General features: G+C 58.9%; 27 protein-coding genes. 3 read left to right on the top strand and 24 right to left on the bottom strand.

All coding sequences use genetic code 11. The annotated features are described in order from the left end of the window. Positions 1-163: 163 nt before the first annotated feature. The 3 genes from ORY85_RS04315 to ORY85_RS04305 all read right to left on the bottom strand — a co-directional run bounded on the left by ORY85_RS04315 (position 164) and on the right by ORY85_RS04305 (position 5,314). Positions 164-1,099 carry an ABC transporter substrate-binding protein gene (locus ORY85_RS04315; RefSeq protein ID WP_274571185.1) on the bottom strand — a complete coding sequence of 312 codons (936 nt, stop codon included), beginning with the start codon at positions 1,097-1,099 and terminating at the stop codon, positions 164-166. Between the two features lie 605 nt (positions 1,100-1,704). Then, positions 1,705-2,541: a siderophore-interacting protein gene (locus ORY85_RS04310; protein ID WP_274571186.1), complete on the bottom strand. Its 837-nt coding sequence runs from the start codon at positions 2,539-2,541 to the stop codon at positions 1,705-1,707. 541 nt (positions 2,542-3,082) lie between these two features. Further along, a complete protein-coding gene (locus ORY85_RS04305; RefSeq protein ID WP_274571187.1) occupies positions 3,083-5,314 on the bottom strand; it encodes a TonB-dependent siderophore receptor in 2,232 nt (743 codons plus the stop codon). Between the two features lie 136 nt (positions 5,315-5,450). Between ORY85_RS04305 and ORY85_RS04300 the strand changes: the two genes are divergently transcribed. Then, positions 5,451-6,341 carry an AraC family transcriptional regulator gene (locus tag ORY85_RS04300; protein WP_274571188.1) on the top strand — a complete coding sequence of 297 codons (891 nt, stop codon included), beginning with the start codon at positions 5,451-5,453 and terminating at the stop codon, positions 6,339-6,341. Between the two features lie 318 nt (positions 6,342-6,659). On the opposite strand, the gene ORY85_RS04295 is transcribed toward ORY85_RS04300, so the two are convergent. From ORY85_RS04295 to hscB, 7 genes are all read right to left on the bottom strand, one after another. Further along, complete coding sequence (locus ORY85_RS04295; protein ID WP_274571189.1) at positions 6,660-7,202, bottom strand: hypothetical protein; 543 nt, start codon at positions 7,200-7,202, stop codon at positions 6,660-6,662. 292 nt (positions 7,203-7,494) lie between these two features. Then, entirely contained in the window at positions 7,495-8,103 is a 609-nt protein-coding gene (locus ORY85_RS04290) for a flavin prenyltransferase UbiX (protein WP_274571190.1), read from the bottom strand. Between the two features lie 222 nt (positions 8,104-8,325). Then, positions 8,326-8,598 (bottom strand): hypothetical protein, encoded by a 273-nt coding sequence (locus ORY85_RS04285; RefSeq protein ID WP_274571191.1) that lies wholly within the window; start codon positions 8,596-8,598, stop codon positions 8,326-8,328. Between the two features lie 10 nt (positions 8,599-8,608). Beyond that, complete coding sequence (gene iscX / locus ORY85_RS04280; RefSeq protein WP_274571192.1) at positions 8,609-8,803, bottom strand: Fe-S cluster assembly protein IscX; 195 nt, start codon at positions 8,801-8,803, stop codon at positions 8,609-8,611. A gap of 69 nt (positions 8,804-8,872) precedes the next feature. After that, positions 8,873-9,211, bottom strand: coding sequence for an ISC system 2Fe-2S type ferredoxin (gene fdx, locus ORY85_RS04275; protein WP_274571193.1), 339 nt, complete (start codon positions 9,209-9,211; stop codon positions 8,873-8,875). 45 nt (positions 9,212-9,256) lie between these two features. Further along, positions 9,257-11,113 (bottom strand): Fe-S protein assembly chaperone HscA, encoded by a 1,857-nt coding sequence (gene hscA / locus ORY85_RS04270; protein WP_274571194.1) that lies wholly within the window; start codon positions 11,111-11,113, stop codon positions 9,257-9,259. Positions 11,114-11,173: 60 nt separating this feature from the next. Next, on the bottom strand, positions 11,174-11,674 hold the full coding sequence (hscB, locus tag ORY85_RS04265) for a Fe-S protein assembly co-chaperone HscB (protein ID WP_274571195.1): 501 nt from the start codon (positions 11,672-11,674) through the stop codon (positions 11,174-11,176). A gap of 60 nt (positions 11,675-11,734) precedes the next feature. On the opposite strand from hscB, the gene ORY85_RS04260 reads away from it, so the two are divergent. Beyond that, complete coding sequence (locus ORY85_RS04260; RefSeq protein WP_274571196.1) at positions 11,735-11,929, top strand: alternative ribosome-rescue factor A; 195 nt, start codon at positions 11,735-11,737, stop codon at positions 11,927-11,929. 106 nt (positions 11,930-12,035) lie between these two features. On the opposite strand, the gene iscA is transcribed toward ORY85_RS04260, so the two are convergent. From iscA to mnmC, 8 genes are all read right to left on the bottom strand, one after another. Then, the gene (gene iscA / locus ORY85_RS04255) at positions 12,036-12,356 is read right to left on the bottom strand and encodes an iron-sulfur cluster assembly protein IscA (protein WP_274571197.1); all 321 of its coding nucleotides are present in this window, start codon (positions 12,354-12,356) and stop codon (positions 12,036-12,038) included. Positions 12,357-12,469: 113 nt separating this feature from the next. Next, entirely contained in the window at positions 12,470-12,853 is a 384-nt protein-coding gene (gene iscU / locus ORY85_RS04250; RefSeq protein WP_274571198.1) for a Fe-S cluster assembly scaffold IscU, read from the bottom strand. A 90-nt stretch (positions 12,854-12,943) separates the two neighbouring features. Further along, positions 12,944-13,342 carry a type II toxin-antitoxin system VapC family toxin gene (locus ORY85_RS04245; protein WP_274571199.1) on the bottom strand — a complete coding sequence of 133 codons (399 nt, stop codon included), beginning with the start codon at positions 13,340-13,342 and terminating at the stop codon, positions 12,944-12,946. Between the two features lie 2 nt (positions 13,343-13,344). Then, on the bottom strand, positions 13,345-13,590 hold the full coding sequence (locus tag ORY85_RS04240; protein ID WP_274571200.1) for an antitoxin: 246 nt from the start codon (positions 13,588-13,590) through the stop codon (positions 13,345-13,347). Positions 13,591-13,913: 323 nt separating this feature from the next. Next, positions 13,914-15,125 (bottom strand): IscS subfamily cysteine desulfurase, encoded by a 1,212-nt coding sequence (locus ORY85_RS04235; protein WP_274571201.1) that lies wholly within the window; start codon positions 15,123-15,125, stop codon positions 13,914-13,916. 50 nt (positions 15,126-15,175) lie between these two features. Further along, entirely contained in the window at positions 15,176-15,619 is a 444-nt protein-coding gene (locus tag ORY85_RS04230; protein ID WP_274571202.1) for an Rrf2 family transcriptional regulator, read from the bottom strand. Positions 15,620-15,853: 234 nt separating this feature from the next. After that, complete coding sequence (gene gloA / locus ORY85_RS04225; protein ID WP_274571203.1) at positions 15,854-16,267, bottom strand: lactoylglutathione lyase; 414 nt, start codon at positions 16,265-16,267, stop codon at positions 15,854-15,856. A 56-nt stretch (positions 16,268-16,323) separates the two neighbouring features. Further along, positions 16,324-17,889 (bottom strand): FAD-dependent 5-carboxymethylaminomethyl-2-thiouridine(34) oxidoreductase MnmC, encoded by a 1,566-nt coding sequence (mnmC, locus tag ORY85_RS04220; protein WP_274571204.1) that lies wholly within the window; start codon positions 17,887-17,889, stop codon positions 16,324-16,326. Between the two features lie 495 nt (positions 17,890-18,384). On the opposite strand from mnmC, the gene ORY85_RS04215 reads away from it, so the two are divergent. Beyond that, positions 18,385-19,257 carry a chorismate mutase gene (locus ORY85_RS04215; RefSeq protein WP_274571205.1) on the top strand — a complete coding sequence of 291 codons (873 nt, stop codon included), beginning with the start codon at positions 18,385-18,387 and terminating at the stop codon, positions 19,255-19,257. A 63-nt stretch (positions 19,258-19,320) separates the two neighbouring features. Here ORY85_RS04215 and ORY85_RS04210 read toward each other — a convergent pair whose 3' ends face one another. Genes ORY85_RS04210 through ORY85_RS04185 form a run of 6 tightly spaced genes read right to left on the bottom strand, consistent with a single transcriptional unit; the run spans position 19,321 to position 26,133 of the window. Next, complete coding sequence (locus tag ORY85_RS04210) at positions 19,321-20,121, bottom strand: ABC transporter ATP-binding protein (RefSeq protein ID WP_274571206.1); 801 nt, start codon at positions 20,119-20,121, stop codon at positions 19,321-19,323. Further along, a complete protein-coding gene (locus ORY85_RS04205; protein WP_274571207.1) occupies positions 20,108-20,878 on the bottom strand; it encodes a siderophore ferric iron reductase in 771 nt (256 codons plus the stop codon). Before ORY85_RS04205 ends, ORY85_RS04210 begins: the two co-directional genes overlap by 14 nt. After that, a complete protein-coding gene (locus tag ORY85_RS04200) occupies positions 20,875-21,879 on the bottom strand; it encodes an iron chelate uptake ABC transporter family permease subunit (RefSeq protein WP_274571208.1) in 1,005 nt (334 codons plus the stop codon). Before ORY85_RS04200 ends, ORY85_RS04205 begins: the two co-directional genes overlap by 4 nt. Next, a complete protein-coding gene (locus tag ORY85_RS04195; protein WP_274571209.1) occupies positions 21,876-22,880 on the bottom strand; it encodes an iron ABC transporter permease in 1,005 nt (334 codons plus the stop codon). The genes ORY85_RS04200 and ORY85_RS04195 overlap by 4 nt, the downstream gene beginning before the upstream one ends. Then, positions 22,880-23,887, bottom strand: a complete 1,008-nt coding sequence (locus ORY85_RS04190; RefSeq protein ID WP_274571210.1) for an iron-siderophore ABC transporter substrate-binding protein — start codon at positions 23,885-23,887, stop codon at positions 22,880-22,882. The genes ORY85_RS04195 and ORY85_RS04190 overlap by 1 nt, the downstream gene beginning before the upstream one ends. A gap of 32 nt (positions 23,888-23,919) precedes the next feature. Beyond that, positions 23,920-26,133, bottom strand: coding sequence for a TonB-dependent siderophore receptor (locus ORY85_RS04185; RefSeq protein ID WP_274571211.1), 2,214 nt, complete (start codon positions 26,131-26,133; stop codon positions 23,920-23,922). Positions 26,134-26,403 lie beyond the last annotated feature (270 nt).

Here is a 26,403-nt window from a genome sequence, read left to right as displayed (position 1 = left end):
TGCGGGAAGCGGCTGTCTGTGTGCGCCGCAGCAGTCTGCATCGGTATTCAGACGGCCTGTGGGCGGCTGTCGGAGGGAAACGGACGGCGGACGGTGCTGCGGAGCGGGTGCAGTTACCCTGTCTGCGCGGTGGTTGCGGCAGGCGGCATTCCCTGCCCTTGTGTCAGGGCGCGGAGAGTGCCTCGGCCAGCCTGTCCAAATCCTGCTGCATCTGCCGCACGCCGCCGCCGGCGATGAAGGCGGCACTGCTCAGATAGATGATGCGGCGGTTGGCGAAGGCAGGTGTCTGCCGCAGCAGCGGGGTATCGAGTACGCCGCTGTCCGTGCGCTGTTCGCCGATGGCGCGGTTGCGGTCGATGACGACCAGCCATTCGGGGCGGTGGCGGCTGAAATATTCGTGGGTTACGGGCATGGCGCGGCCGCTTTCGGGCATGCCGTTTTCAAGCGGGTGCAGGCCGATTTCGCGGTAAATCCAGCCGAAGTAGGAGTCGGGGCCGAACACGGAAAGTTTGCTGCCGTGGATCATGACGACCGCGCCTTGTGCGTTGCCCAGTGCGGCAGCGGCACGGCGGGCGGCGGCCAGCCGGGATTCGATGCCGGTACGCAACTCGTCCGCTTGGCGGCTGCGGCCGTAGAGGCGGCCGAGTTGGTCCAGGCGTTCGAGGCCGCCGGTGATCAGGCGGCTGCCGTCTATCGGCAGGTCGGCGACGGGGGCGATTTGGGCGAGGTTGCCGCGGATTTTGGAGTTGGCCAGTCCGGTGAGAATCAGGTCGGGGGCGATGCGGGCCAGGGCTTCGTAGTCGGGTTCGTACACCGTGCCGGCGGTGGGTATGTCCTGTGCGGCGGTTTCCAGATAGGGCAGGAAACGTTTGGCGGGGACGGCGGCGGGGGCGATGCCGAGCGCGGTCAGGGTGTCGAGCAGCGCGAAGTCGTAAACGGCGGTTTTCTGCGGCGGTGCGGACAGGTTCAGGCTGCCGTGCACGGTTTCGATGGCGGGGCCGTCCGAACGGGCGGCGGAAGCGGTGCCGTCTGCGGGCGGCTCGCTGCGGCAGGCGGCCAGTGCGGTCAGAAAGAGCAGGAGGGTCAGGTATTTGGGCATGGCGGTCGGTTTCGGGTGTTGGTCGGTTTGTCTTGCCGGTATGGCTTGTTCGGATACGGGTATCCGGTTTGCTGCGAGTAGTTGTTTTTCGGTTTCCGGTAGGTCGGATACTCAGTATCCGACAGCGGTTTGTAACAGTAGTTTGTTATCGGGAATGTCGGATACGGAGTATCCGACTACGTTCTTTTCAGACGGCCTGTCGGCGTAGTGGTAGGCCGGATTTTCAAATCCGACGGGGTTGGCGGCAGTATAGGGCGGTTTTCCTGTCCGCAGAAGCGGTATCTTTATACGCCAAGGGCCTGAGCGGGATGGCGCGGCTGCCGCAAAATGGCGGTGTTTTGCGGGCGGTTGCGGTTTGTCGGGTATCCTGACCTGCGGAGTTATGTTTCAGTTTTTGGTAGGTCGGATACTCAGCATCCGACAGCGGTTTGCAGCAGCCGTTTGTTGTCGGGAATGTCGGATACGGAGTATCCGACCTACGCTTTGTTTCAGACGGCCTGTCGGCGGCGGCCGGGGCGGTTTTCAAATCCGACGGGTTTTTCGGCAGCAGACGGTGCGGCATACGGGGTGTCCGCCCGCCGGTTTCAGGCTGCTGCTGTGCGGTTTCAGTTCAGGCTGCCGGTGGCATCGCTGTCGAGAAAGTCGTGGCGTTTGTCGTGGTAGTCGTCTTCGTTTTCGCCGATGCGCCAGTAGGGGATGGCGTAGCAGTTTTTGAGCGGGATCTGCCAGTCTTGGCGGGCGGTGCGGCGCAGACGGGCGGTCAGGTCGGCTTCGCCGGCAATCCAGATGTATGCGTCGTTTTGTGCGGGGCGGCAGCGGGCGAACTGTGCTGCCATTTCGGCAGCGGTTTCGGGGCGGCCGAGCGGGGCGTAGAAGGTGTGCAGGCGCATGGCGGCAGGCAGGGGGAGGTCGGGCAGGTCGGCGGGTTCGGGCAGCCAGAGCAGAAGGTCGCCTTCGGCCTGCGGGTCGGCTTCTTCCAGCATGGCGTGGATGGCGGGCAGGGCGGTCAGGTCGCCTGCGAACAGGTAGCGGGCGGCGGGTTTGAGCATGGGGACGGGGCCGCCGGGGACGGACAGGCCGACGGTGCGGCCGACGGCGGGGGTTTCGGCAAAGGCGGAGGCGGGGCCGTTGTCGCCGTGCAGGACGAAATCGACGGTGAGGGTGAGGCGTTCGCGGTCGAAATGGCGCAGGGTGTAGGCGCGGGCAAGGGGTTTGGCGGTTTTGTCGTGCCAGATGATGCCGCGTGTTTCGCTGTATTCGGGCAGTTGGGGGACGGTTTGGCCGTCTCGGGGGAAGAGGAGTTTGATGTGTGCGCCGTTGCAGCGGTAGGGGTAGTCGGCCAGTTCGGGGCTGTGGAAGACGATGCGGCGCAGGTTGGGGCTTAAATCCTGCCAGCTTTGGACGTGGATGTGGCGGGCGCGGCGGGGGTGCGGTGCGGTCATGGTGCGGTTCCTGTCGGTTCGGGTATGCGGGCGGTTGCGGCAGCCTTGAAAAGGCGGGTGCCGGGTTCGGCCTGTCTGTGTTTTCAGGCAGCCTGCTGCGGTTTGTCGGTGTCTGCGGTTTGCCGTGTCGGATATGGATATCCGATCTACGGGGTGGGCTGTTGTGTTTTCAGGCAGCCTTTGCAGACGGCCTGTCTGCGGTTTGTCGGTGTCGGATATGAATATCCGACCTACGTGTAGTTTTCCGTTTTCGGCGGGTCGATTTTTGAATCCGGTGTGGTCGGTTGCGGACGGCTGATGTTTGTCCTTGTCATGTTGATGCCGGGCTTCGTCTGCCGGTGTTCAGACGGCCATAGGCCGTCTGAAAGGCAGGTCGGGCGGATAAAGTACCCGTCCTGTATGTTTTGACGGGCGCGGGAATCCGATGGCGGTTGCTGCGGGTTCGGACGGCCTGTTGCGGTCTGCCAATGTCCGATACCGGGTAACGAGCCTGTGTTGCTGCGGGGGCAGGCAGCCTGTTTCAGACGGCCTGCCCTGCGGTTTACCAGCGGTAGCCGAAGGAGAGTGTGGCGCGGCGGCCGGTGCCGTAGAAGCAGGCAAACTCTTCGGCGCAGGAGGCGACGTATTTTTTGTCGGCCAGGTTTTGGATATTGAGCTGGACGGTGCTGCCGCGCAGGGCGGCGAAGCGTTCGCCGGGTTTGTAGGCCAGTTTCAGGTCCCACAGGCCGTAGGCGGGGACTTTGAAGGTGTTCAGGCTGTTGCCCCATGTGGTGCCGGTGTAGCGGTAGCCGATGCCCGCGCTCAGGCCGCGCAGTGCGCCGCGTTGGACGCGGTAGTCGGTCCAGAGTGCGCCGCTGTGGGCGGGCAGACCCCAGTGGGTGTTGCCTTGGCTGGTGCCGGCGGGGTCGCGCTCGATGGTCTGGCGCAGGTAGGTGTAGCTGCCGCTGATGCCCCAGGCGGGGGTGATGTCGCCCTGCCATTCCAGCTCAAAGCCGCGCGAGCGGGCTTGGCCGTCCTGTACGATGCCGCTGGTCCATTTGCCGTCGGGCTGTCTGGTGCGCAGGCTGCGTACGGTGGCGGACAGGTTTTTCTGGCGGATGTCGAACAGTGAGGCGGTCAGCATAAAGTTGTCGGCGGGCTGGTATTTGATGCCGATTTCTTTTTGCGCGGCGGTAACGGGTTGCAGGGCGCGGCCGTTGTTGTCGAATCCTGTGGCGGGAATGAAGGTGGTGCTGTACGAGGCGTAGGGGCTGATGCCGTAGGGCAGTTGGTACAGTGCGCCGGTGCGCCAGGTGAAGCGGTTGTTTTTCAGGCTCTGGCTGCTGCCGTTGGAGAACGGGTCGCTCTGGGCGGTACGCGCCATGTCGTAGCGGCCGCCGATTTGCAGGTGCAGGTTGCCGGCCTGCATTTGGTCGTGCAGGTAGAGGCCGGTTTGTCTGATGCGGCCGGTTTGGTCTGCGGTCTGCGGGAAGGGCAGGATGGGTACGCCGTATACCGGGTTCGCGCTGTTGATGCCGTACTGGGGCGTGTTTTCCCACTTTTGCAGCGACTGGCGGCCGTTGTAGTAGTCCAGCCCGGCCAGGAGGGTGTGGTTCAGACGGCCTGTGTCGAAGGTAAGGCGGGCGCGGTTGTCGATTTGGAATTCGCGCCAGTTGTAGTCCCAGGTGGTCGATTCGCGGTAGATGTCTTTTTCGCCGCTGCCGAGTATGCCCTGCTGGACGGCTTTCGGACGGGTGAAGCGTGTCCACGGGCCGCCTTCGAGCGAGGCGAGGACTTTCATGTAGCTGCCGTAGCGGCCGTAGGCGGCGTGCTGGCTGAGCGTGAGTTTGTCGCTGACGGTGTGGGTGAGGTCGTAGCCGAGACGCAGTTTTCGGTTGCTTTCTTTGTGGAAGCCCGGATCGCCGGCGAAGAAGTCGCGGGGAATGCGGGTGCCGTCCGAATAGGCGTCGATGGTGCCTTTGCGCGGCAGGAAGTTGCGTTCGCCGGCATTGGGCTGGTTTTCGTAGAGCAGGTCGAGTTTCAGTTCGGTGCGGTCGTTGCGCCATTTGAGCGAGGGGGCGAGGCTGTACGACTGCTGTTTGCCGTTTTTGCCCACGCGCCATTCAACCTGTTTGGCCGCACCGACGATGCGGTAGTCGAGATTATCGTTCAGGCTGCGGTCGATGTCGAAATCGATTTCTTTGCGTTTGCCGGTGCCGGTTTTGACGATGATTTCATGCTCGTTGCTGCCGGTGGGGGCTTTGAGGTTCATGTTGATGATGCCGCCGGGGTTGGACTGGCCGTACAGCACGGCATTCGGGCCTTTGGCGATATCGATGCTTTGCAGCAGGTAGGGGTTGAACTCCAAGTGGGCGAAATAGCGGCTGCCGTTGATGTAGGTCGGTTCGGTGCCGCCGTAGGACGGTGCGCCGTAGCCGCCGCCCATCGTGCCGCTCACGCCGCGTATGCTCGCTTCGATCCAGCTGTTTTCGCTGCGGTAGCCGCTGCGGTTGATGCCGGAAGTGTAGGCCAGCGTGGTGGGCAGGTCGAAAGGCTCGCGCTCGTCCAGATGGCGGCGGGTTACGACGCTGACGGTGTTCGGTGTTTGCGACAGGGGACGGTCGGTTTTGGTGGCGGTGGCGGAGCGGCCGCCTTCGGGAATGTAGCTGTAACGGGCGGCATTGCGCGTGCCTTCGACCTGTACGGTGTCCAGTTCGACGGTATCGGCAGCGTGGGCCAGACCGGCCAGCAGAGCACTGTACAGCAGGGAATATTTGAAGCAGGCAGGTTTCATGGCATCACCTTAGTTGACTTTAAAAATGTGAGAATGATTTGTAATACAGAACATATTATAATGGCGCGGCGGCGCAAGCGCAGCGACAGATTGACAATTTCCATGTACCGATTCACACATTTTCACGGTCTGCATCATGACGATTACCGAAATTGACAGAAACGGCGGCAGCCGCCACCTGCGTTTGAGCGGGAGGCAGAACGGCGAAGTGTTCCTGCACACGTTGGCACACGGCATCGAATACAAATACAGCGAACTGGAAACCCCCGAATACTGGCAGCAGCAGGTCGGCTTCACACCCGATTTGCGGCTGGTGGTGAACTTGGGCGGCCAGACCCACCTGCGCGTCGGCCGCCGCGAATTCAAGCTGCGCGCCGGCAGTCCGCAGGCCGGAATGCTGCTGCCGGTGTGCGAAACCGTCGAAGCCGGCAAAATCTTCCATGCGGGGCGGCAGAGCGAACTCGTCCTCTTTTTCAGCCGCGCCCGTTTGTCGGAATGGTGTGCCGCCCACCCGTTTCTGAGGCAGATTGTGTGGCGTGCCCACCTCGAACCCTACTACTTCCCGCTGACCCCCGCCATCGCCGCCCACATCCGCCGCCTGACCGCCGCTGCCGCACCCCGCCCGTGGCACAGGCTGCATCAGGAAGCGTGCAGCACCGCGCTGCTGGCCGAAGTACTGCAAACCCTGTTTCCGCAGGCAGCCGATACCGCCCCCGCCACCCCGCGCGAAAAACGCCTGGCCCGCCTGCTCGAACTGCTGCACGACAACGGCAGCCGCCTGACGCTGGCCGAAATGGCCGCCTTGTGCCACAGCAACCCCACCACCCTGCAACGCGATTTTCAGACGGCCTACGGACAGAATATCGACCAATACCGCCGCCTGCGCCTGCTGGAACACGCCCGCAGCCTGATAAAAAACGGTACCGCCGCCGAAACCGCCGCCCGCGAAGCGGGCTACACCAACCCGCAGAGCTTCGCCCGCGCGTTCCGCAAAGCATTCGGATACAGCCCGTGCGGCTGCCGGTGAGTTTTTCAGGCAGCCTGCCGGCCGGATACGGGTATACGGTTGTTTGTTTAGGAAATGGTGTTTGCTGTTTTCAGACGGCCTATGGTCGGATTCGGAGCATCCGACCTACGGGGCGTGGTAGGTACTGGGTCTTTTGAGAGGATATTCAGTCGGATACGGGTATCCGGCTGTTTGTGGAATGATGCCGCTGTTTTCAGATGGCCTATTGTGTCGGATTCGGAGAATCCGACCTACGGGGCTACGGGGCGTGTGGTTTGAAAGGAGCTGCCGCTGTCCGGCAGCTCTATTGATGTCGGCAATCGGGCAGGCCGTCTGAAATCAGGCGAAAGGCTGTTGGATCAGTCTGGCCAGACGGCGGCTGTTTTCAATCAATCCGAGATCGCTGCCGTCCAAATTGAGTGCGCAGTCCATCATCAGCAGGTTGTTCGGGCGGTCGGCATACAGGCTGATGCGGAGTTTGGCGGGCGCAAACGGTAGCCGGTGCGTTTTGGCAAAGGCTTCTGCACGGCGGTTGGCGGTTTCCAGCATGAAGTGCAGGTTGAGATTGAGATGGAAGCGGCGTGCCCGGAAAACGATGATGCGGGCGGCAAACCAGTCGGCTTCATCGGTAAAGACACGGGGGCTTTGGCGGTCGAAGCGGTGGCGCGAAGCGGCAATCATCTGGGCGACAGTGCGCACGGCAGGCAGCATCGATTCGGCGGCTACGGGGCCGAAATTCTGCGGCAGGCAGGGATTGGAAAGGTCGGGGCGGTGGCTGTTGCCGTCTACCACCAAAGCGCAGCGCGATAAGGCTTCGCGGCAGGTTGCGGGTCGGGGATCGGTTTGGCGGGCGGTTTGCATATCAGGCTCCTCGCGGTTCATATCGGGTTTCCGTTTCGGGCGGCCTGATGGGGGGTGTAAAAAAGCCGCCGGTTGGGTTGGACGGGCGGCTTTCGGATTCGATGGCTTCGCAGATTACGCAGACACGAAAAGATACCGCACGTTTGAGCGGTACCAATAAAAGACTGCGGTGTTGGCGGAGCGGTGCATGGTGATTCCGATTGCGTGGAAAATTTCGGCTACTCTAAAACAGTTTGTCGAGCAGTGTCAATAGCCATTTGACAAAATTCGCCAACATTTCGATAAAGCGGTACAGTCCTTCCATCCGTTTTCCTTATTCGCCCCATTTTTTCATCAGTCGGTGGGGAATATGCAGCTGGTCGAGAATGCGGGCGGTAACGAAGTCGATTAAATCCTGCATGGTTTGGGGGTGGTGGTAGAAACCGGGCGAGGGTGGGACGATAACCGCGCCCATGCGTGCCAGTTTGAGCAGGTTTTCCAGATGCAGGGCGGAGAGCGGGGCTTCGCGCGGCACGATAATCAGCGGGCGGCGTTCTTTGAGTGCCACATCGGCGGCGCGTTCGATGAGGTGGTCGGAGGTGCCGTGTGCCACGGCGGCCACGACGCCCATGCTGGCCGGGCAGATTATCATCGCATCGGCGGGGTTGGTGCCCGAGGCGGGCGGGGCAAACCATTCGTCTTTGCCGAAAACGCGCAACCGGGTTTCGTCTGCATCGAATTTTTCGCACAGCATGGCGCGGCAGGCAGCGGGCGAGGCGGGCAGGGTCAGGTTCATTTCCTGCTGTGCCACTATTTGTGCGGCCTGCGAATACAGCAGCCACACGGTTTTACCCGCTGCCAGCAGGCATTCGAGCAGGCGCATGCCGTAGGGCAGGCCGGAGGCGCCGGTAAAGGCGAGAGTAACGGTGCGGATGTCGTTCATATCTTCTTTCAGGCCGTCTGAAAACGGGTGCGGCAGGTGTCAATGTAAAGCGTGTGCGGCAGCGGACTCGGGGCAGGCGTAGTCATTCGGCGGGATTATCGGATTGGAACCCTGCTGCCTTGCATCCGGTTTGTGCCGTATGTGCCGTTTGTCGGATTCGAGAGTCCGACCGACTGTCTGATACGGTTTGGCTGATCGGATTCAGACGGCCTTTTGACGGGCTTATCGGAAATAGGCAACGGTATAGCCCGACAGTGCGATCAGCGGCAGCAGCAGCCACAGACTTTGCCGTTTTTGCGCCTTTTCGCCGCGCAGGTGGTGGCCGATGGCGGTAAACAGGACGAGTTTGAACAGGAATGCCGCTTCGCAGGCCAGAATGATGCCGCGTATCAGATAGCCGGTGCTGCCGCGTCCGACCGGAAACAGCAGAAAGTAGGTGATGGTGGCGGCGGGAATCAGGAGTACGGCCGCCCAGTGCGGCAGGTGTCTGTTCATCGGTCGGCCTTTATTCGGCTTCGTCTATCCAAGCCTGCTGGACGGCTTCGAGAATTTTTTCGCCGCAGCGGGCAGGGTCGTCGTCAAAACCGGGCAGATCGAGAATCAGCTGGCGTAGTTGGGTAAAACGCACGGTTTTGGGATCTGTGTCGGGGTGGGTGTCGAACAGTTCTTCAGCGATGCGGCGGGTATCGGTCCATTTCATGATGATTGCTCTGGAAAATGATTCTGGAAATAGGCGGTTGAGGCCGTCTGAAAAACGGTATCGGACGGCTTAATGTTCGCGGGCGTGGTTGATGGTGTATTTGGGGATTTCGACAATCAGGTCTTCATCGGCCACTTTGGCCTGACAGCTCAAACGGCTTTCGGCTTCCAAACCCCAAGCCTGATCGAGCAGGTCTTCTTCGATTTCGGACGGCTCGGCCAGACTGTCGAAGCCTTGGCGGATGATAACGTGGCAGGTGGTGCAGGCACAGGATTTTTCGCAGGCATGGTCGATGTCGATGCCGTGATCCAGCAGCAGGTCGCAGACGGTTTGGCCGGTGGGGGCGTTGTCTATGGTTTTGCCTTCGGGGCAGAGGACGGCATGGGGCAGAACGGTTACTTTGGGCATGAGGGTTCCTGAAATGGTGTGTTATGTTTTTTTAGCGTATCGGTGTTAAATATCTTCGATGTTTTGGCCGGAGAGGGCGCGCCGGATATTGCGGTTCATGCGGCGGGCGGCGAAATCGTCGGTGGCACGGCCGAGGGCGGCAACGGCGGCACGGATTTCGGCGGCACCGTCTTCTGCGGCGGCACGGCGCGTTTCGTCAATGGCTTGCCGTATCGCGGCGGATTCTTCCGGGTTCAGCAGGTCGCCGTCCAAGGCGAGTGCGGCGGTTACGGCTTCTACCAATCCTTCGGCTTCCACCCGAGCTTCGGCGCGCGCGCGCAGGGCGGCATCGTCCGCCGCGTGGCTCATGCTCTCTTGCAGCATTCGGGCAACGGTTTCGTCGTCCAGACCGTAGGACGGTTTGACTTCGATTTGTGCCTGTACGCCGGTGGTCTGTTCGCGGGCGGAAACGGACAGGAGGCCGTCTGCATCGACTTGGAAGGTGACGCGGATACGCGCCGCCCCCGCCGCCATCGGCGGAATGCCGCGCAGGGTGAATTTGGCCAGGCTGCGGCAGTCGGCCACCAGCTCGCGTTCGCCCTGTACCACGTGAATCGTCATCGCGGTTTGGCCGTCTTTGAATGTGGTGAACTCTTGGGCGCGGGCGGTGGGCAGGGTGCTGTTGCGCGGAATGATTTTTTCCGCCAGCCCGCCGTAGGTTTCCAGTCCCAGCGACAGCGGGGTAACGTCGAGCAGCAGCCATTCGTGATCGGCTTTGTTGCCCGCCAGCACGTCGGCCTGCATGGCCGCGCCGAGGGCGACGACTTCGTCGGGGTTCAGATTGTTGAGCGGGGTTTGGCCGAAAAAGGCGGCAACGGCCTGCTGCACGGACGGCATACGGGTGGCTCCGCCCACCATAATCACGCCTTTGACATCGGTTTTGCCGATGCCGGCATCTTTTAATGCCTGTTTGACCGGTTCGATGGTTTTCAGCACGAGGTGTTGGGTAAGGTTGGCAAATTCGCGGCGGCTGATGCGGGTTTCGATGCGGCGGCCGTCTGAAAGCACGGTGGAAACGGTGGCGGTTTCGGCCGTTGTCAGTGTTTCTTTGGCTTCGCGCGCCAAGGCCAGCAGCAGGCGGTGGTCGGCCTCGGGCAGTTGCGAGAGGCCGTTTTGTTCGAGCAGGTGGCAGAACAGGCGGTGGTCGAAATCGTCGCCGCCCAGCGCGGAATGGCCGCCGGTGGCTTTGACTTCAAACAGGCCGCGGGTCAGTTGGAGTACGGAAACATCAAAAGTGCCGCCGCCCAAATCGTAAACGACAAATGTACCCTCCGCACCGTTGTCCAGGCCGTAGGCAATGGCGGCGGCCGTCGGTTCGTTGAGCAGGCGCAGCACGTTGAGACCGGCCAGACGGGCGGCATCTTTGGTGGCCTGACGTTGGGCATCGTCGAAATAGGCGGGCACGGTAATCACCGCACCGACCAAGTCGCCGCCCAGAGCGGCTTCGGCACGCTGTTTCAGTGTTTTGAGAATTTCGGCCGACACTTCAATCGGAGTTTTGTCGCCCTGACGGGTGTGCAGACTGATGATTTGCGGGTGGCTGCCGAAGCGGTACGGCAGCTGTGCGGCGGCCACATCTTCCAGTTTGCGCCCGATCAAGCGTTTGGCCGAAGAAATGGTGTTGAGCGGGTCGATCCGCTGGGCTTTTAAGGCATCGTGGCCGACTTCGACATCGCTGCCGCTGCCGTAGCGTACGACGGAGGGCAGTGTGCGGCGGCCTTCTTGGTCGGCCAGGCAGACGGCGTGGCCGCTTTTGACGGCGGCAACCAGACTGTTGGTTGTACCCAAGTCGATGCCGACGGCCAGACGGTGCCTGTGGGGCGCGGCGGAGAGACCGGGTTCGGCAATTTGCAGAAGTGCCATGAAAATTCTCGGTATGGTTGTATTGGTTTAAAGTCTGTTTCAGATGGCAAAAGCGCGCGGTCAGGGCATGGCCGTCTGAATTTCTTGTTGCAGTTTGGTTAAAAAACGGCCCCGGCGCACCAGTTCGGCGGCCGCTTCGCTGTTTCCGGCGGCAAAAGCGGCGGCCAGTTCGTCGGTCAGGGCATGGTGGGCGGCGGCCAATTCGCGGTTTAACGCGTTCAGGGCGGCTTCGTTGCCGCGCGCGTCGTCCAGCTCTTCGCGCCACTGCATCTGCTGCATCAGAAATTCGGCGGCAAACGAGGTGTGTTCGGGTGCATCGGCATCTGTCCGGTGGACTTCGCGCAGCAGGTAGGCGGCGCGGTCGATCGGGTTTTTCAGAATGCGGTAGGCCTCATTGACGGCCGCCGCCATCATCACGGCCTGCTTCTGATCGAACGCGCTTCGGGTGGCCGTTTTGTCGGGGTGGCATTGCGCGGCCAGTGTGCGGTAGCGTTTTTCCAACTCGGCGGTGTCAGTGTCGAACTGCGGCGGCAGGCCGAACAGGGCGAAATATTGGCTCATGCTTGCAGAATTTTCTGCCGGGCGTTATGATGCGCGGCTTGAGTTATCAAGGAAAATCAAATGGCTAGAAAGGTCGAAATCAATAAAGGACCGATACGCGACAATGCGTTGAAGGCGTTGGTCCAATCCAATCTGTTCCGCCATCGGGTCGAACGGAATAAAAAGGGTAAAGGCAGCTACAACAGGCAGGCTTTCAAAAACAGGCGGGACGGTTTTGCAGCTGTCCCGTCTGTTTTTGTGCGGCAGGCCGTCTGAAAACGAGCGAAGCGAGTTTCTGCAAAGCTAAAACGGGCGAAGCGGGTTTCTGCGGAGCTAAAACGAACGGAATGGGTTTCTGTGAAGCTAAAACGCACTTTCGTTTTTAAACATGGAAGCTCTCGCCGCAGCCGCATTCGTCTTTCACATTCGGGTTTTGGAATTTGAAGCCTTCCTGCAAGCCTTCTTTGGTGTAGTCCAATTCGGTACCGTTCAGGTACACCAGACTTTTCGGATCGACAAAAACTTTCACGCCGTATGCTTCGAATACCCGGTCTTCGGGCTGCACCTCATCGACAAATTCGAGATTATACGCCATTCCCGAGCAGCCGCTGGTTTTGACGCCCAATCGGATACCTTCGCCTTTGCCGCGTTTGGTCAGAAAATTCTGAATGTGGCGGGCGGCATTTTCGGTCAGAGTAATCATCTTTTATCCTTTAAAAACGCGGGGTTTTAGCTTCGCAGAAACCCGCTTCACCCGTTTTCAGACGGCCTTGTCCAAAGCGGGCCGTCTGAAACGCCTGCGGGCGGTATAGAGGGTTACGCGCCTTTTTTCTTTTTGTAGTCCGAAATGGCCGCTTTAATGGCATCTTCGGCCAAAATCGAACAGTGGACTTTGACCGGCGGCAGTTCCAGCTCTTCGGCGATTTCGCTGTTTTTAATCGCCATGGCTTCATCAAGGCTTTTGCCTTTGACCCATTCGGTAATCAGCGAAGATGAGGCGATGGCCGAACCGCAGCCGTAGGTTTTAAACTTCGCGTCTTCGATAACGCCCGCTTCGTTCACTTTGATTTGCAGTTTCATCACGTCGCCGCAGGCGGGCGCACCCACCATGCCGGTGCCGACATCTTGGTCGTCTTTGTCGAACGAGCCGACATTGCGCGGGTTTTCGTAATGGTCGATGACTTTGTCGCTGTATGCCATGATGTGGGTTCCTTGTGTAATATATTCGGTTAATCGGTCTTTTAAGGCCGTCTGAAAGGAATTCAAGACGGGGTTGGTTTTAAGAGAAGTTTAGGACTTGGTCCAATCTTCTACGTTCAAACCGGCTATTTTTTGAAAAGCGGCATCGTTGCTGACCAATACCGCGCCTACTGCCGAACCGTGTGCGGCAATCATCATATCCAAAGGAGCAAGGCTTTTACCCGCTTGTTCGGCCTGTGATTTAAAGTTTCCGTAATGGGTACTTACTTGATCATCAAACGGCAATACGCTGACGCGCAGCAGCAACTCATGCACGGCGCGGTGCAGTTTGACTGCATCGGGCTTTTTGGCCAAGCCATACATTAATTCGGCGTGCGTTACTGCCGAAATATGCAGATCAGCCATTGGTACACTTTGCAGCTTTGCCATCACATTGGGTTGTTGGCGCAGGATATGGCTTACCATATTGGTATCTAAAAGATAAATCACGGTTATTCCAGCCAGTCTGCAAACGGGTCACGTTGCTGTGCGGAGGCATCGCGTTCGATGGTATCGTGTTCGGTCAGTTCGGATGCGACAGCAATAAAGCCCTGCCAGTCGTTCGGGCGTTGCGACAAAATCACATCGCCTGTGGTGTCATCGCGGCGGATATACACTTCATCACCCGAAAAACGGAACGCAGCAGGCAGCCGCACGGCTTGGCTGCGGCCGTTTTGGAATAGTTTGGCGGTTTGCATGATGGGTTCCTTTTTAGTGGATTTTGTCGGTTTCAGTCTAGCAGCTTAAATGGTGGCTATCAAGGTATATATCTTGTAGCTTAAGTCGAATATTTGTGTCCGACTTAAGCTGGTTTCCAAATAATGTGTGCGTGCCTTTGGCATCTTGCTATGCTGACAGCAGACTTCTAAAGGAGCGATCATGACACTATTTATCAAAATAGTAGTTATTCATAATGTTTGCCAGGGAACCTCTGGTGTTGAAAAATTACCAAATGCGCTACTTGGCATTGTCATTGTGAACTAGCCAACCAAAGGTCAACTTTGGTTGGTCTTTTTTTATGTTAATGTTCTGCCCATTCGACTGTACTTAAATCAATACCGTCTTTAAACATTTCCCACAAAGGCGACAGGTCGCGCAGTTTGCCGATTTTCGCCTTGATCAATTCCGCCGCGAATTTCACTTCTTCTTCGGTGGTCATGCGGCCGAAGGTGATGCGCAGGGAGGAGTGGGCGAGCTCGTCGTTGCGGCCGAGGGCGCGCAGGACGTAGCTGGGTTCCAGGCTGGCGGAGGTGCAGGCGGAGCCGCTGGATACGGCGAGTTCTTTCACGGCCATAATCAGGCTTTCGCCTTCGACGAAATTGAAGCTGACGTTGAGATTGGTGGGCACGCGCTGTTCCAAATCGCCGTTGATATAGACTTCTTCGATGCCTTCGATGCCTTTCAGGAAGATGTCGCGCAGTTTGAGGGCGTGGGCGCGGTCCTGTTCCAATTCTTCGCGTGCCAGGCGGAAGGCTTCGCCCATGCCGACAATTTGGTGGGTGGGCAGGGTGCCGGAACGGAAGCCGCGCTCATGCCCGCCGCCGTGCATTTGCGCTTCGAGGCGCACGCGTGGTTTGCGGCGCACATACAGCGCGCCGATGCCTTTGGGGCCGTAGATTTTGTGTGCGGACATGGACAGCAGATCGACTTTGGCCGTTTCCACGTCAATCGGGGTTTTGCCGCAGGCTTGGGCGGCATCGACATGGAAAATGATTTTGCGTTCGCGGCAGATTTCGCCGATGGCGGGAATGTCTTGAATGACGCCGATTTCGTTGTTTACCCACATCACGGATACCAGAACGGTATCGTCGCGGATGGCGTTTTTGAGTACGTCCAAATCAATCAGGCCGTTTTCCTGTACGTCGAGATAGGTGACTTCGAAGCCTTGGCGTTCGAGTTCGCGCATGGTGTCGAGTACGGCTTTGTGTTCGGTTTTAACGGTGATGAGGTGTCTGCCTTTGGTTTTGTAGAAGTTGGCCGCGCCTTTGATGGCGAGGTTGTTGGATTCGGTGGCACCGCTGGTGAACACGATTTCTTTGGCGTCGGCGTGAATCAGTCTGGCGATTTCGGCGCGGGCGTTTTCGACGGCTTCCTCAGCCGTCCAACCGAAACTGTGGCTGTTGGAGGCGGGGTTGCCGAATTGTTCGGTTAAATAGGGAATCATTTTTTCGGCAACGCGTTTGTCGACCGGTGTGGTGGCGGCGTAGTCGAGGTAGATGGGTGTGGTGGTCATGGTGTGTTCTTTCTCGGTATTTTCTGCTGTTTCGGGTAACGGATTCGGTTTTAGTTGATGTGGGGAAAGCGGACAACGTGGGTATGGTTTTCCCGGTTGGCTTTCAATGCGCCGGCCAGTGTGATGGCGCGCAGGTGGTTGTCTATGGTGTGGTTGAGGCTTTCCCAGATGTTGTGGGTCAGGCAGGGAGTGCCGTTGTGGCAGTCGGCACGGCCGGTGCATTGGGTGGCATCGAGTTTGTCTTCGGCGGCGGCGATGATTTGGGCAATGTTGATTTGGTCGGCCGCCTGTGCGAGGACATAGCCGCCGCCGGGGCCGCGTATGCTTTCGACCAAGCCTGCACGGCGCAGTTTGGCAAAGAGCTGTTCCAGATAGGAGAGCGAAATATGCTGCCGTGTGCTGATGTCGTTGAGCCGCACCGCGCCGCTGCCGCAGTGCAGGGTCAGATCGAGCATGGCGGTAACGGCGAAACGGCCTTTGGTGGTGAGTCTCATGGTGGTCGGCGGCGGTTGGGGGGGGGACGGCTATTTTCTTATGCCTGAGTTTTTTAGTCAAGTATTGTGTGCATTAAGGCCGTCTGAAAACGGGCGGAACGGGTGTCTGAGGAGCTAAAACGGTTGCGGGTTTGAGCTCCTCAGCAACTCATTCCGTTCGCTTTGGCTCTGCAGGAACCCGTTTGGCTTCACAGAAACTTGCTCTGCCCGTTTTCAGACGGCCTGCTGCGGTATTCAGGCAGTGTACTGTACCGAATCGCTGCCCGAGTTTTTCTGGATAAACTCGATTTTGTAGCCGTCGGGGTCTTCGATAAAGGCGATGACGGTGCTGCCGTGCTTCATCGGCCCGGCTTCGCGTATAACTTTGCCGCCTTGCTGTCTGACTTTTTCGCAGGCGGCATAGGCATCATCGACTTCGATGGCGAGATGGCCGAAAGCATTGCCCAAGTCGTAGCTTTCGGTGTCCCAGTTGTGGGTCAGTTCGATGACGGTTTCGGCGGCTTCGTCGCCGTAGCCGATAAAGGCAAGGGTAAAACGGCCTTCGGGATAGTCGTGTCTGCGCAGCAGTTTCATGCCCAGGATGTTTTGATAGAACGCAAGGGAGCGGTCGAGATTGCCGACGCGCAGCATGGTGTGGAGCAGTCGCATGGTGTGTTCCTGAATCTTATTTATGGTTTGCCGGTGCGCGGATTATAACACGGGGCTCAGCTGCGGACGATGGCGCGGATGGGGTGGCGGTTGGGGTGCAGGGCGGCGCGCAGGCGAGGGGACAGAGGGTTGGGCAGGCCGAGCAGGTCGGCGGCCAGGGCTTCGGCGCACCACAGTGCGGTGGTGAGGCCGCGGCTGCCGTGGCCGCTGCTGACCCAGATGCCGGGCAGGTAGGGGCATTCGGTTTGCAGCGGCAGGTTTTTATCGTCGGCCAGACGGGCGTAGGCATGGCGCATGGCGGCGGCATCGCCGACGGGGCCGACGGTGGGCAGGTGGTCGGGGCTGTCGCAGCGGACGGCGGCATGGCCGCGGGCCAGGTCGCTGATGTTCAGACGGCCTGCCAAATCGGGATACAGGGCGGACAGGTCGTGCAGGTTGGCGGCCGTATCGGCAGGGTGCAGGCGGCGGTCGTTGTTGTGCGGGTGGAAGGTGGCACCGAAGCAGTGGACACCCTGCCATGCGGGGCTGATATAGGACGAGCCGGAGAGGGCGGTTTTCAGGGCAGACGAGCGGGTGTCGGCGGGGGCGAGATTGGTCTGGCCGCGGATCAGCTGCCACGGCAGATGGTGCAGCAGCGGGATTTGCGGGCTGTCGGCACCCGTACAGAAAATGATATGGGACGCGGTCAGGCGGTTTTGCGGGGCGGAAAGATGCCAGAGGCCGTTGCGGTAGCCGGCGGTTTGCAGCGGAGTGTGTTCGGACAGGGTAATCAGCGGGTGATCGAGCAGGGCATGGATCAAGGCGGGCGGGTGCAGCCATGCGCCCTGCGGCCAGAACAGGCCGTCTGAAAGGCCGTCGATACCGGCCAGACGGCAGGCCGCCGCGCCATCGACGGGGTAATACAGATGGCGGTGGTGCGTTTGGCGGCCGAGTGCGGCGTTGCGGCGGGCTTCGGCGGCGTTGTGGTTGAGGTGGAGGACGCCGCAGGGCTGCCATGTACCGGCATCGGGCAGCAGGCGTGTCAGGGCGCGGCGGGTGTGGCCGTAAGCACCGAGCAGCAGCTCGGTCTGTTCGGTGGGGTGGGGCGAAATTTTGGCATACAGCAGGCCTTGGCGGTTGCCGCTGGCCGCATGTGCCGCTTTGCCCGCCTCCCAAACCGTGACGCCGATGCCGTGTTCGGCCAGAATGCGTGCGCAGGCGGCACCGGCAATGCCCGCACCGATGACGGCAATGCGGCGCGGCGTTATCGGCGGCGGGGGACGGAACCACGGTTTGACGGCAGCGGCGGGCTGCTGGGGAATGGGCGTGTCCTGCCAGCAGAGGCCGTCTGAAAAATAGTCGTTCAGATGCGCGGCGGCCTGCGGCGGGAACAGCCATAATTCGCACCTGTCAATCAGATGGCGGAAGAGGCTGGCGGCTTCGAGGGAAACGGCGGAAAACGCCTGATGCCAGCGCGCGGCCGCTGCGGCGGGCAGACCGGCGGTATCGGGCTGCGGGACGGCGTGCTGCGGCAGGCAGACAATCAGGCGGCGGAAACGGTTGGCGGCGCGCAGCAGCTCGGCGGCAGGCGGCAGAAACGGCCAGACGGCGTTGAGGCTTACGGTTTGCGCGGTTGCAGCCATGGCGGCGGTTCCTTCACAGGGTTACTCAGTGCCTGCTGTTTTTGCGCGGGCGGATGCAGGTCAGGACGGCCGCCGCTGTCGGGCGGTACGGCCGGGTTTAACGTCATGCCGCCATCAGGACGGTATCCCGTGCGTCGGTCCGCATGGTTCACATTCGCGGAATGTAACCGGCGGATGGGAAAATGCGGCGGGCGGTTTGGTCGTTGCGGCAGAAGCTGCGGCCGACGGCACGCATTTCGCCGTTGGGTGCTGCCGATGTTTTTCGTGCGGAACGGCCGGCAGGCAACCGCAACACCTGCCATGCAGGCGGCTGTTTTCAGGCGGCACAGGCGGGGCAGTATAGCAAATCGCATCTTGGGGAAAAAGCACGGTTCGGGCCGTCTGAAAACGGCGGCGGTCGTTCAGTGTTTCGGGAGACTGTTTTCAGACGGCCCTGCATGGTCAGCGGCGGGAAAACTTGCTACCATCGGCGCAAACCACGGACAGGGGGCAGGAATGATTATTGTGATGCAGAAGTATGCCGATGAGGCAGCGGTAGCGGCGGTGGTGGCACTGATCCGCAGCAGGGGGTTGCAGGAGCATATTTCGCGCGGCGAGGAGCGGACAATTATCGGTGCGGTGGGCGATGAGCGCATTCTGCAACCGCAGGAGGCAGCCGCGCTGCCGCAGGTGGAGCGTGCTATTCGGGTGTTGGACGACTGGCGCATTGTCAGCCGCGAAGCGCAGCCCGAGGACAGTGTGATTCATGTGCGCGGTGTCGCGTTCGGCGGGGAAAAATGCGTGCGTATTGGAGTGCGGACGGCAGATATGGCCGCGTTTGACGCGCTGTACGGCGATCCGTTTTTTGTCGACAACCACCCCTATGCCGACAACGGCCGCATCAGCGAAAAAGAGCAGATCCGCGCCATGCGCGAGACGGTGGCGGCGTGCCACGGGGCGGAGAAACCCGTTTTGGTGCGGATACGCGATGTCCGCCAAATCGCCCATGCCTTGCAGGCGGAGGCCGATGTGCTGTATTTGGGCGGAGAACTGATGACCAACCGTGCGTTGCAGGAAGAGGTAGGCCGTCTGAATACGCCGCTGGTGCTGTGTAAAGACAAACACCATACCTACCGTCAATGGCTGGTGGCGGCCGAACAGATTGCACTCAAAGGCAATGCCCAGATTATTTTGGGGGAGGCCGGAACATTGAGTTTTACCGCCGAATACCCGCACAGGCTGGATGTGGAAGCCGTGGTGCAGGTGCGCCGTTTGAGCCATCTGCCGGTACTGGCCAATCTGCGCGGTTTGCAGCATAGTGCGATGCCGTCTGCGGTACTGCACAAGCTGGCGTTGGCAGCGGGTGTTCATGCGGTGGTGCTGGATTGAGCTGGGCGGGTAAGATGCAGGCGGCCGCCCTTGCGGCGGTTGGGTTGATTGATGGGGTGCGGTTCATCGTTTGATTTGATCTGGCGGCCGGCTGCTGCCGAGCGGGATACAGAGCGGCGTGCCGCAGTAGGGGTCGGTGATGATTTTGCAGTCCAGGTTGAGAATGTTTCGGATATTGTCTTCCGTAAAGACCTGTTGCGGGCTGCCCGAGCAGATGACGGTTTTGTTTTTGACTGCCGCAACATAGTCGGCATACCGTGCGGCCAAGTTCAGGTCATGCAAAACCATGACGATGGTTTTGCGTTGTGTCCTGTTGAGTGTTTGCAGCAAATCAAGAATTTCTATCTGATAAGCCAAGTCCAGATAAGTAGTCGGCTCGTCCAGCAGAATGTAAGGTGTGTTCTGTGCCAGTACCATGGCGATCCAGACACGTTGGCGCTGCCCGCCCGATAAGTCGGCAAGAAACCGGGCGGAATAGGCCTGTATTCCGGTCAGCAGCATGGCTTGGTTGACTTGATTTTCGTCTTCATCGCTCCACCGTGCCAGCAGCTGCCTGTGGGGATAGCGGCCGTAGCGGACCAATTGTTCTGCTGTCAGATGTTCGGGCGCGGTTGCCGACTGGGCCAGCATGGCTAATTGTTTGGCGGTCTGTCTGCCCGAGGTTTGATAGATGTCTTCGCCGTTCAGGATAATGTTTCCATTTTGCGGCGGAAGCTGGCGTGCATAGGATTTTAACAGTGTGGATTTGCCGCATCCGTTGGCGCCGATAAAAACCGTTATTTTCTGCTCCGGCGGCGAGAAAGAGAGATGCTCGATAACGGTTTGGTTTTGGTAAGACAAGGTAATATTTTCAGCTTTCAGCATGGAGGGGGCTTTCAGTCTGTGTCATACGGTAGACCCGTTCGGATAAGGGCAGGCGCGGACAGGCATCGCACAAGCTGCCCGATGTCAGGCGGAATTCCTGACAACATGCCTGCCGGTTGAAGCCGAAAGTCCGGCGGGTCTGGTTTAAATAAAAGGTCGCTTGGCAGTCGGGCAGTCCTGCGGCGGCCAACCATTCGGCAATCAGCCGGTCCAATTCGTTTTTGCTGTTTTGCGTGTAATGCGTGTTTTGGAACAGTAGGGCGGAAACCAGGCAGTCTGTCTGCAGTTTGGCGGCCAATTTCATATTGAACGGGGTAATTTCGCGCAAGCATGTGTAAATGTGATCGCCCGTTGCTTTAATCTGCCGTCCGGCAAAGAGAACCAGATGGGACGGTTTGCCTGTATAGACAGCCCGCGGACTGAGGCTGTAAGCGGCAACGCCGGATCGGTCTGTAATGATGCCGAAGCGGTTCAGGCTGACCGCCTTACCCAGCAGTTGTACGCTTAAAACGGTCAGATAAATCGGCTGCCAGATGAGTAGTGCCCATGTGCGGCAAGACCAAAAGATTTTCCCCCCTTCCGGGTGCTGCTGCTGCAAATGTTCGTACAGCTGTTTGATGTCGTTAATATTGTTTCGGCATCCGAGTCGGAAAGTGCCGGCAGCAGTATCGTTCAGACGGCCTGAAAGTCTGGGGAGGAGTTGATGGATTTGCGCCAGCAGGTTTGCGGTTTGCGGTGCGTAAACGGCTGTGTTCATTTGTTCCACCATTCGCGAATCAGCAGTAAAAGTAAATAGCATCCGCCCAGTGCGGCCGTCAGTACGCCTACCGGGAGTTGGGAGGAAAACGGCAGCAGGCGGGCTGCTGCATCTGCTGCCAGCAAGAGCAGTGACCCGGTCAGTGCCGTTTGCAGCCACAGCCACCGGCTGCTTTTCAGCATACTTTTAACGATATGCGGTGAAGCCAGAGCAATGAAGGATACCGGCCCGGCAGCTACGACGGCAGCTGCGGCCAAGACGGTTGCCGCAGTCAGAGACAGTATAAATGTCAGCGGAATATTGATGCCCACGCCTGCTGCTGCCTGCCGTCCGGCAGCCCAAATATCCAATGCCGTTTTCTGTGAGTACAGAACCAAAAGGCAGGCTGGCAGCACCAACCAGATAACGGCAGCTTCCTGCCAGCCGCGCTGTGCCAAACTGCCGCTCAGCCAGGCGGCCATTTGCTGTGCGTCTTCCTGACGGACACCGGTCAAGCCGAATTGGACAACGGCAACCGCAGCGGCATTGACGGCCACGCCGGCCACAATCATATGGATGCCGAAAGACAGCCGTTCCCGTCCGGCAAAAGCGACCAGCAGCACGGCAGCCAGTGCACCGAGCAGTGCACCTGCTGTTGCGGGGATATATCCCGGCCAGATTAATGCAGACAGTACTGCCCCTGCTGCCGCACCGGCATTGACTCCGATAATGTCCGGGCTGCCCAAAGGATTGTATGTCAGCGTTTGAAAGATACTGCCCGACACAGCCAAGGCTGCACCCACACCTGCCGCAATGACGGTACGCGGCAGCCAGAGTTGCCAAAACAGCCAGTCGGTAACAGGATCTGCCTGATTCAGTAACAGTGCGGGCAGTTGCGGCAGCAATGACTGGTATTTCCCGGACAAAGTGGATAATGCCATGATTAATGCCGATAAAATCATGCCCGCGCAGGCATAAAGTCCGGCGCGGGGTACCGGCAGCAATAAAGCAAAGCGGTTCATATCCTTGTCCTTTTGAGCATGACCAGTACGTAGAGCAGGGATGCGCCCAGCAGTGCCGTCATAATGCCGGTGGCGATTTCAGACGGCCTGACTACCGTTCTGGCCAAAATATCGGCACCGCACAGCAAAGCGGCACCATTGAGCATGGCTGCCGGAATTAAAAAGCGGTAGTCGCTGCCGATGAGTCTGCGTGCGATATGTACGGCACCCAAGCCGATGAAGGCAATGGGGCCGGCCAGCGCCACAGAGACGGCCGATAATGTTGCCGCCGCCAATAAAACGGCTGCACGGATGAGCAGTACATTGGCGCCCAGAGATAAGGCCGTCTGTTTGTCCAGCGCGATTAAATTGACATACCGTCCGCAGAACAGGGCAAGTACCGTTCCTGCGATCCAAAAGGGCAGTACCCCGGCAAGCTGTACGGCTTTTATGCCGCCGAACGAACCGCTTGCCCAAAAACGGTATTGGTCGAATACCTGCGGGTTGAGCTGGATAACCATTTGGACATAGGCATACAGGCATACCGATACGGCCATACCTGCCAAAATCATCAAACCGCCGGCATCACCGCCTTTGCCCAAGCCGAGCATACTGACAAAGGCCGCGACTGCCAATGCCCCCGTCAGTGCCGGCCAAAACGGGTTGATTGGCCAAGACGGCACTAAGGCGGCGGAGACAATCAGGGCGGCTGCGCCCGCATTAATGCCGAGTAATCCGCTGTCGGCCAGCGGGTTACGGGTCAGCCCCTGCATTAAGGCACCTGATGTGCCCAATGCCGCACCGCAGAGCAATGTACCCAGCGTGCGGAACAGGCGGTTTTCAATGACCAGATCCGTATAGTGCCGGGCGGCGGGGATTCCGGTTTCGCGGGAAGTCAAAAAAATCCATACATCGTCAAAGCCCAATGTTTTGCTGCCCCAAGCCAATCCGCCGGTAAAGGCAGTCAGGCACATGACGGTCAGTACAGACAAAATAAAAATCGGATAAATCTGCCATTTCATCACAGTCTTTCCATTTTCGCCGGAACCCGTGCGGCGGCTTCCAGCAGTATCGGCATAAAGCGCGGAATACCCCAACTGAGGCTCAAAGGCGTTCCGTAAGACATGGCCATGATTAATGTCTTGTCGGTCAGTGCCGCATACGCCCCGTTACGGATCGCGGGAATGGCCGAATAGAGGGGAACGGCGGCAACTGCATCGCGTGCCTGTTCATTGATAAACCCGCTGACGACAATATCGACATCAGCAAGCATATCGGCATTTTCCAGACCGATTTCCGCAACAAAACTGCCGGATCTGACCGGCAGATTCCGAACCGACGGAGCCAACTCCAACCCGAGCTGTGTTAATGCATCAACGCGCGGATCACCGGCAACATAAGTCCATAAATTGACCATATGTCTGCCGGCGTTCAGGTAGGCAAATGTATATTGCTGCAAATGCGGATAGGCGGCCCGGTATGCGGCCATCTGTTCCTGCATCAGGCGGTATACCTGTCTGGCCTGAGGCAGCCTGCCCAATGCGGCACCGGCGATTTCAAACTGTTCCTGCACAGAGGTCAGCCAGGCGCGCCCGGGATATGCAACAACCGGAACAAAGCCGGATAATTGTTTGAAGATGGCCGGAGAAATACCCGATTGCGGTGCCAAGACCAAATCGGGTTTTAAGCCGATAATTTTTTCTATATCCAATTCCGGATACATGGCTACCGTATCCGGCAATACCTGCCGAGTCTGTAAAACCGCTTCTTTAAACCACGGCAGATAGCCCTTTTCGTCGCCGCCCCAGAGATGTGTTTCAATCGCGACCGGTATGACTCCGAGCGACAGCGCAATATCCTCTGCGCCCGCGCCCAGTGCCACGACCCGCTGCGGCGGCCGGTCAATCCGCGTATCGCCCAGTGCGCCGTGGATGACGACGGGGAAGGGCGCGCTGCTGTCCGGATGCTCAAACAGCGGCTTCGTGCCGGACGGTAACGGACGGCAGCCGAGCAGGCAGCCTGCTGCCATGAGGCTGCCCGCCAATAAGAAATCGCGCCGGTTCATCGGAATTGATAGCGGAAAGTGGCCAGTGCATTGCGCGGTGCGCCGTACTGGTATTGTTCATACCGCCCGAACCAGGTGTAATAGCGTTTGTCGAACAGATTATTGACATTCACGCTCAGCGAGGCGCGCGGGGTAAAGTCATACCGTGCCATCAGATTGGCTACCGCATAGGCATCTGCACGTACTTGGACCGGTTTGTTTTGCGGATTACGGACGGTACCTTCGATTCCGCTGTACCAATTGACCCCGCCGCCGACGGTCATACGCTGTAACGGAGCGGGCAGGCGGTATGTGGTAAACAGTTTGAAAATACGGTTCGGCGTCTGCAGACTGATACGGCGGCCGGCGGCATCGCGTGCCACAAAAGTCGTCAAGCCGGCCTGAATATTCCAGTTGTCTGTCAGAGAGCCGGCCAGTTCCGCATCAAATCCCCGTGTTTTGGCACCGTCGACGGCGCGGTTTACAGGTTGCCCGCCCGGCAGGCGCTCGCCTGTCGGTTGGGCGACATTGTCCCGACGGGTTTCAAATGCGGCGACAGAGAAATTCAGACGGCCTTCGCGCAGACCGCCTTTCAGGCCGATTTCGTAGTTTCCGCCGATGACGGGATCCAGATATTTGCCTGCGGCATCGACGGTCGTTTGCGGTTGGAATATATCGGTATAGCTGCCGTACAGTGAATACCGGTCATTCAGTTTATAGCTCAAACCGAAATATTTCGACACGGCGTTGAAGCGGTTGCGGTAAGGCCGGAAGTACGGGCCGAAACTGTCGTCTGCCACTTTATAGTTTGTCAGGCGTGCGCCCAGGGTTAAATTCAAACGGTCGTGCAGGGACAGATCGGTAATGCCGGATGCGGCATGTTGGGTTATGGTACCGCGCAAAGCGGTAAAGGTTTCAGACTGCCACTGCGGCTCGGGTACCGGGAAACCGAGCCGTCTGAAATCGCCCCATTTTGCGGGCAGCGTATTTTTGACGGGACTCTGATAGCCGTTGTCGTAATGGTTGCGGTTGAAGTTGTAATTGAAGCGGGCGGCATGTTCGCGGCCGAACAGGCGGTATAAACCGTTGACCTTAATATCGAAGGCATCCTGTTTGCGCGAACCGTCAATCAGGCTGATTGCTGCCGTATTCATGCCGGTATTGTCGGCCGGATCGGGCGAACCGTATACATAAGCACTCTTCAGTTCGCGCGTATTGCGGCTGAGGGTGTAATTGCTTTCCAGCCGCCAGCCGTTTTGGAAGCGGTGGTGCAGGGTCAGATAAGCACTCAGGCTGTTGTAGCTGTCGGCTCCCCAGCCCGGTGCCGTATTGGCCGAACGGTCATAACGGGTCATGGTGCCGTCGCTGTAAAACAGCGGCAGGCCCCCGGACATCACGCCGCGCGAACGGTTGCGCTGATAGTTGGCACCTGCGCTGAGCATGGTGCGTGCCCCCAAATCCGCTTCCAATACGCCGTATAAAACGTGGCGGCGGTTGTTGTAGCGGTCGAGGAAGGAGTCGCGGGTATGGTAAACGCCTACCAGGCGGCCGCGCAGGGAACCGCTGCTGTTCAGACGGCCTGACAGGTCGGTTTCAATCCGGTAATGGTTCCACGAACCTGCACCTGCCGCTATGCTGCCCTGAAAGTCTTTGGTCGGCCGTTTGCGTACCAGATTGATGGAAGCCGACGGGTTTCCCGGCCCCGTCATAAAGCCGGTTGCCCCGCGAACCACTTCGACACGGTCGTACAGTGCCGTATCCATATGGTTGTCGCCGTAATTGAAGCGGGTATCGTAGTAAGTCGTTACGCCGTCATACGAAATACTGTCGATACCCATGCCGCGCGAACTCAGACTGTACCGGTCGCTTTCGATTTGCGACAAATGCAGCCCCGTTGCCTGATTGACGACATCAATGACACGGTTGGTATCCGGCTGGTCTTGGAGGCGTCTGCTGGTGATGACGCTTGCGGACTGTACCGTATCTTTCAACTCCTGCGGAATGCCGGTAATCGAATAAGTAATGGGAGTGGTATAGCTGTCTGTATTTTCGGTGATGGTGGGTGACTTTCTTTCCCCCTTTACCCGGACGGTATCCAATTCGGCTGTTTCGGCTGCCGGTTTGTCTGCCTCACCGGTTTGTGCCTGTGCCTGTGCGGAAACCAACAGCATGTTGGCCGAAAAAATCCCGCCAAGTAATAATGCCAAAGGTTTCTTGTTGAATAAATTCATGATTTCAATCCTTTTGTGAAAATCGGTTGAACGGTTTGGCCGGCATATCCGCAGACTTTCCATTCTGTTATGTCCTTTCGGCCGTCTGCCGAGCCTTGATTTATAAAAACGATAATGATTATCAAAAAAAGAATGTCTGTCAATACCTGCCGCAGGATGAAAACGGGCGGGCGGACATCAACCGCCAACAGCGGGATTCGGGTTGGCCGGAGCCGCATGGCTTGCGGCGGCCTGTTTTTTTCACTATGATTGGACGCTTGTCCAATTTCG

The organism is Neisseria leonii, assembly GCF_028776105.2.
In the GTDB taxonomy this organism is placed as follows: Bacteria; Pseudomonadota; Gammaproteobacteria; order Burkholderiales; family Neisseriaceae; genus Neisseria; species Neisseria leonii.
This window is presented reverse-complemented; position numbering and strand designations above follow the sequence as displayed.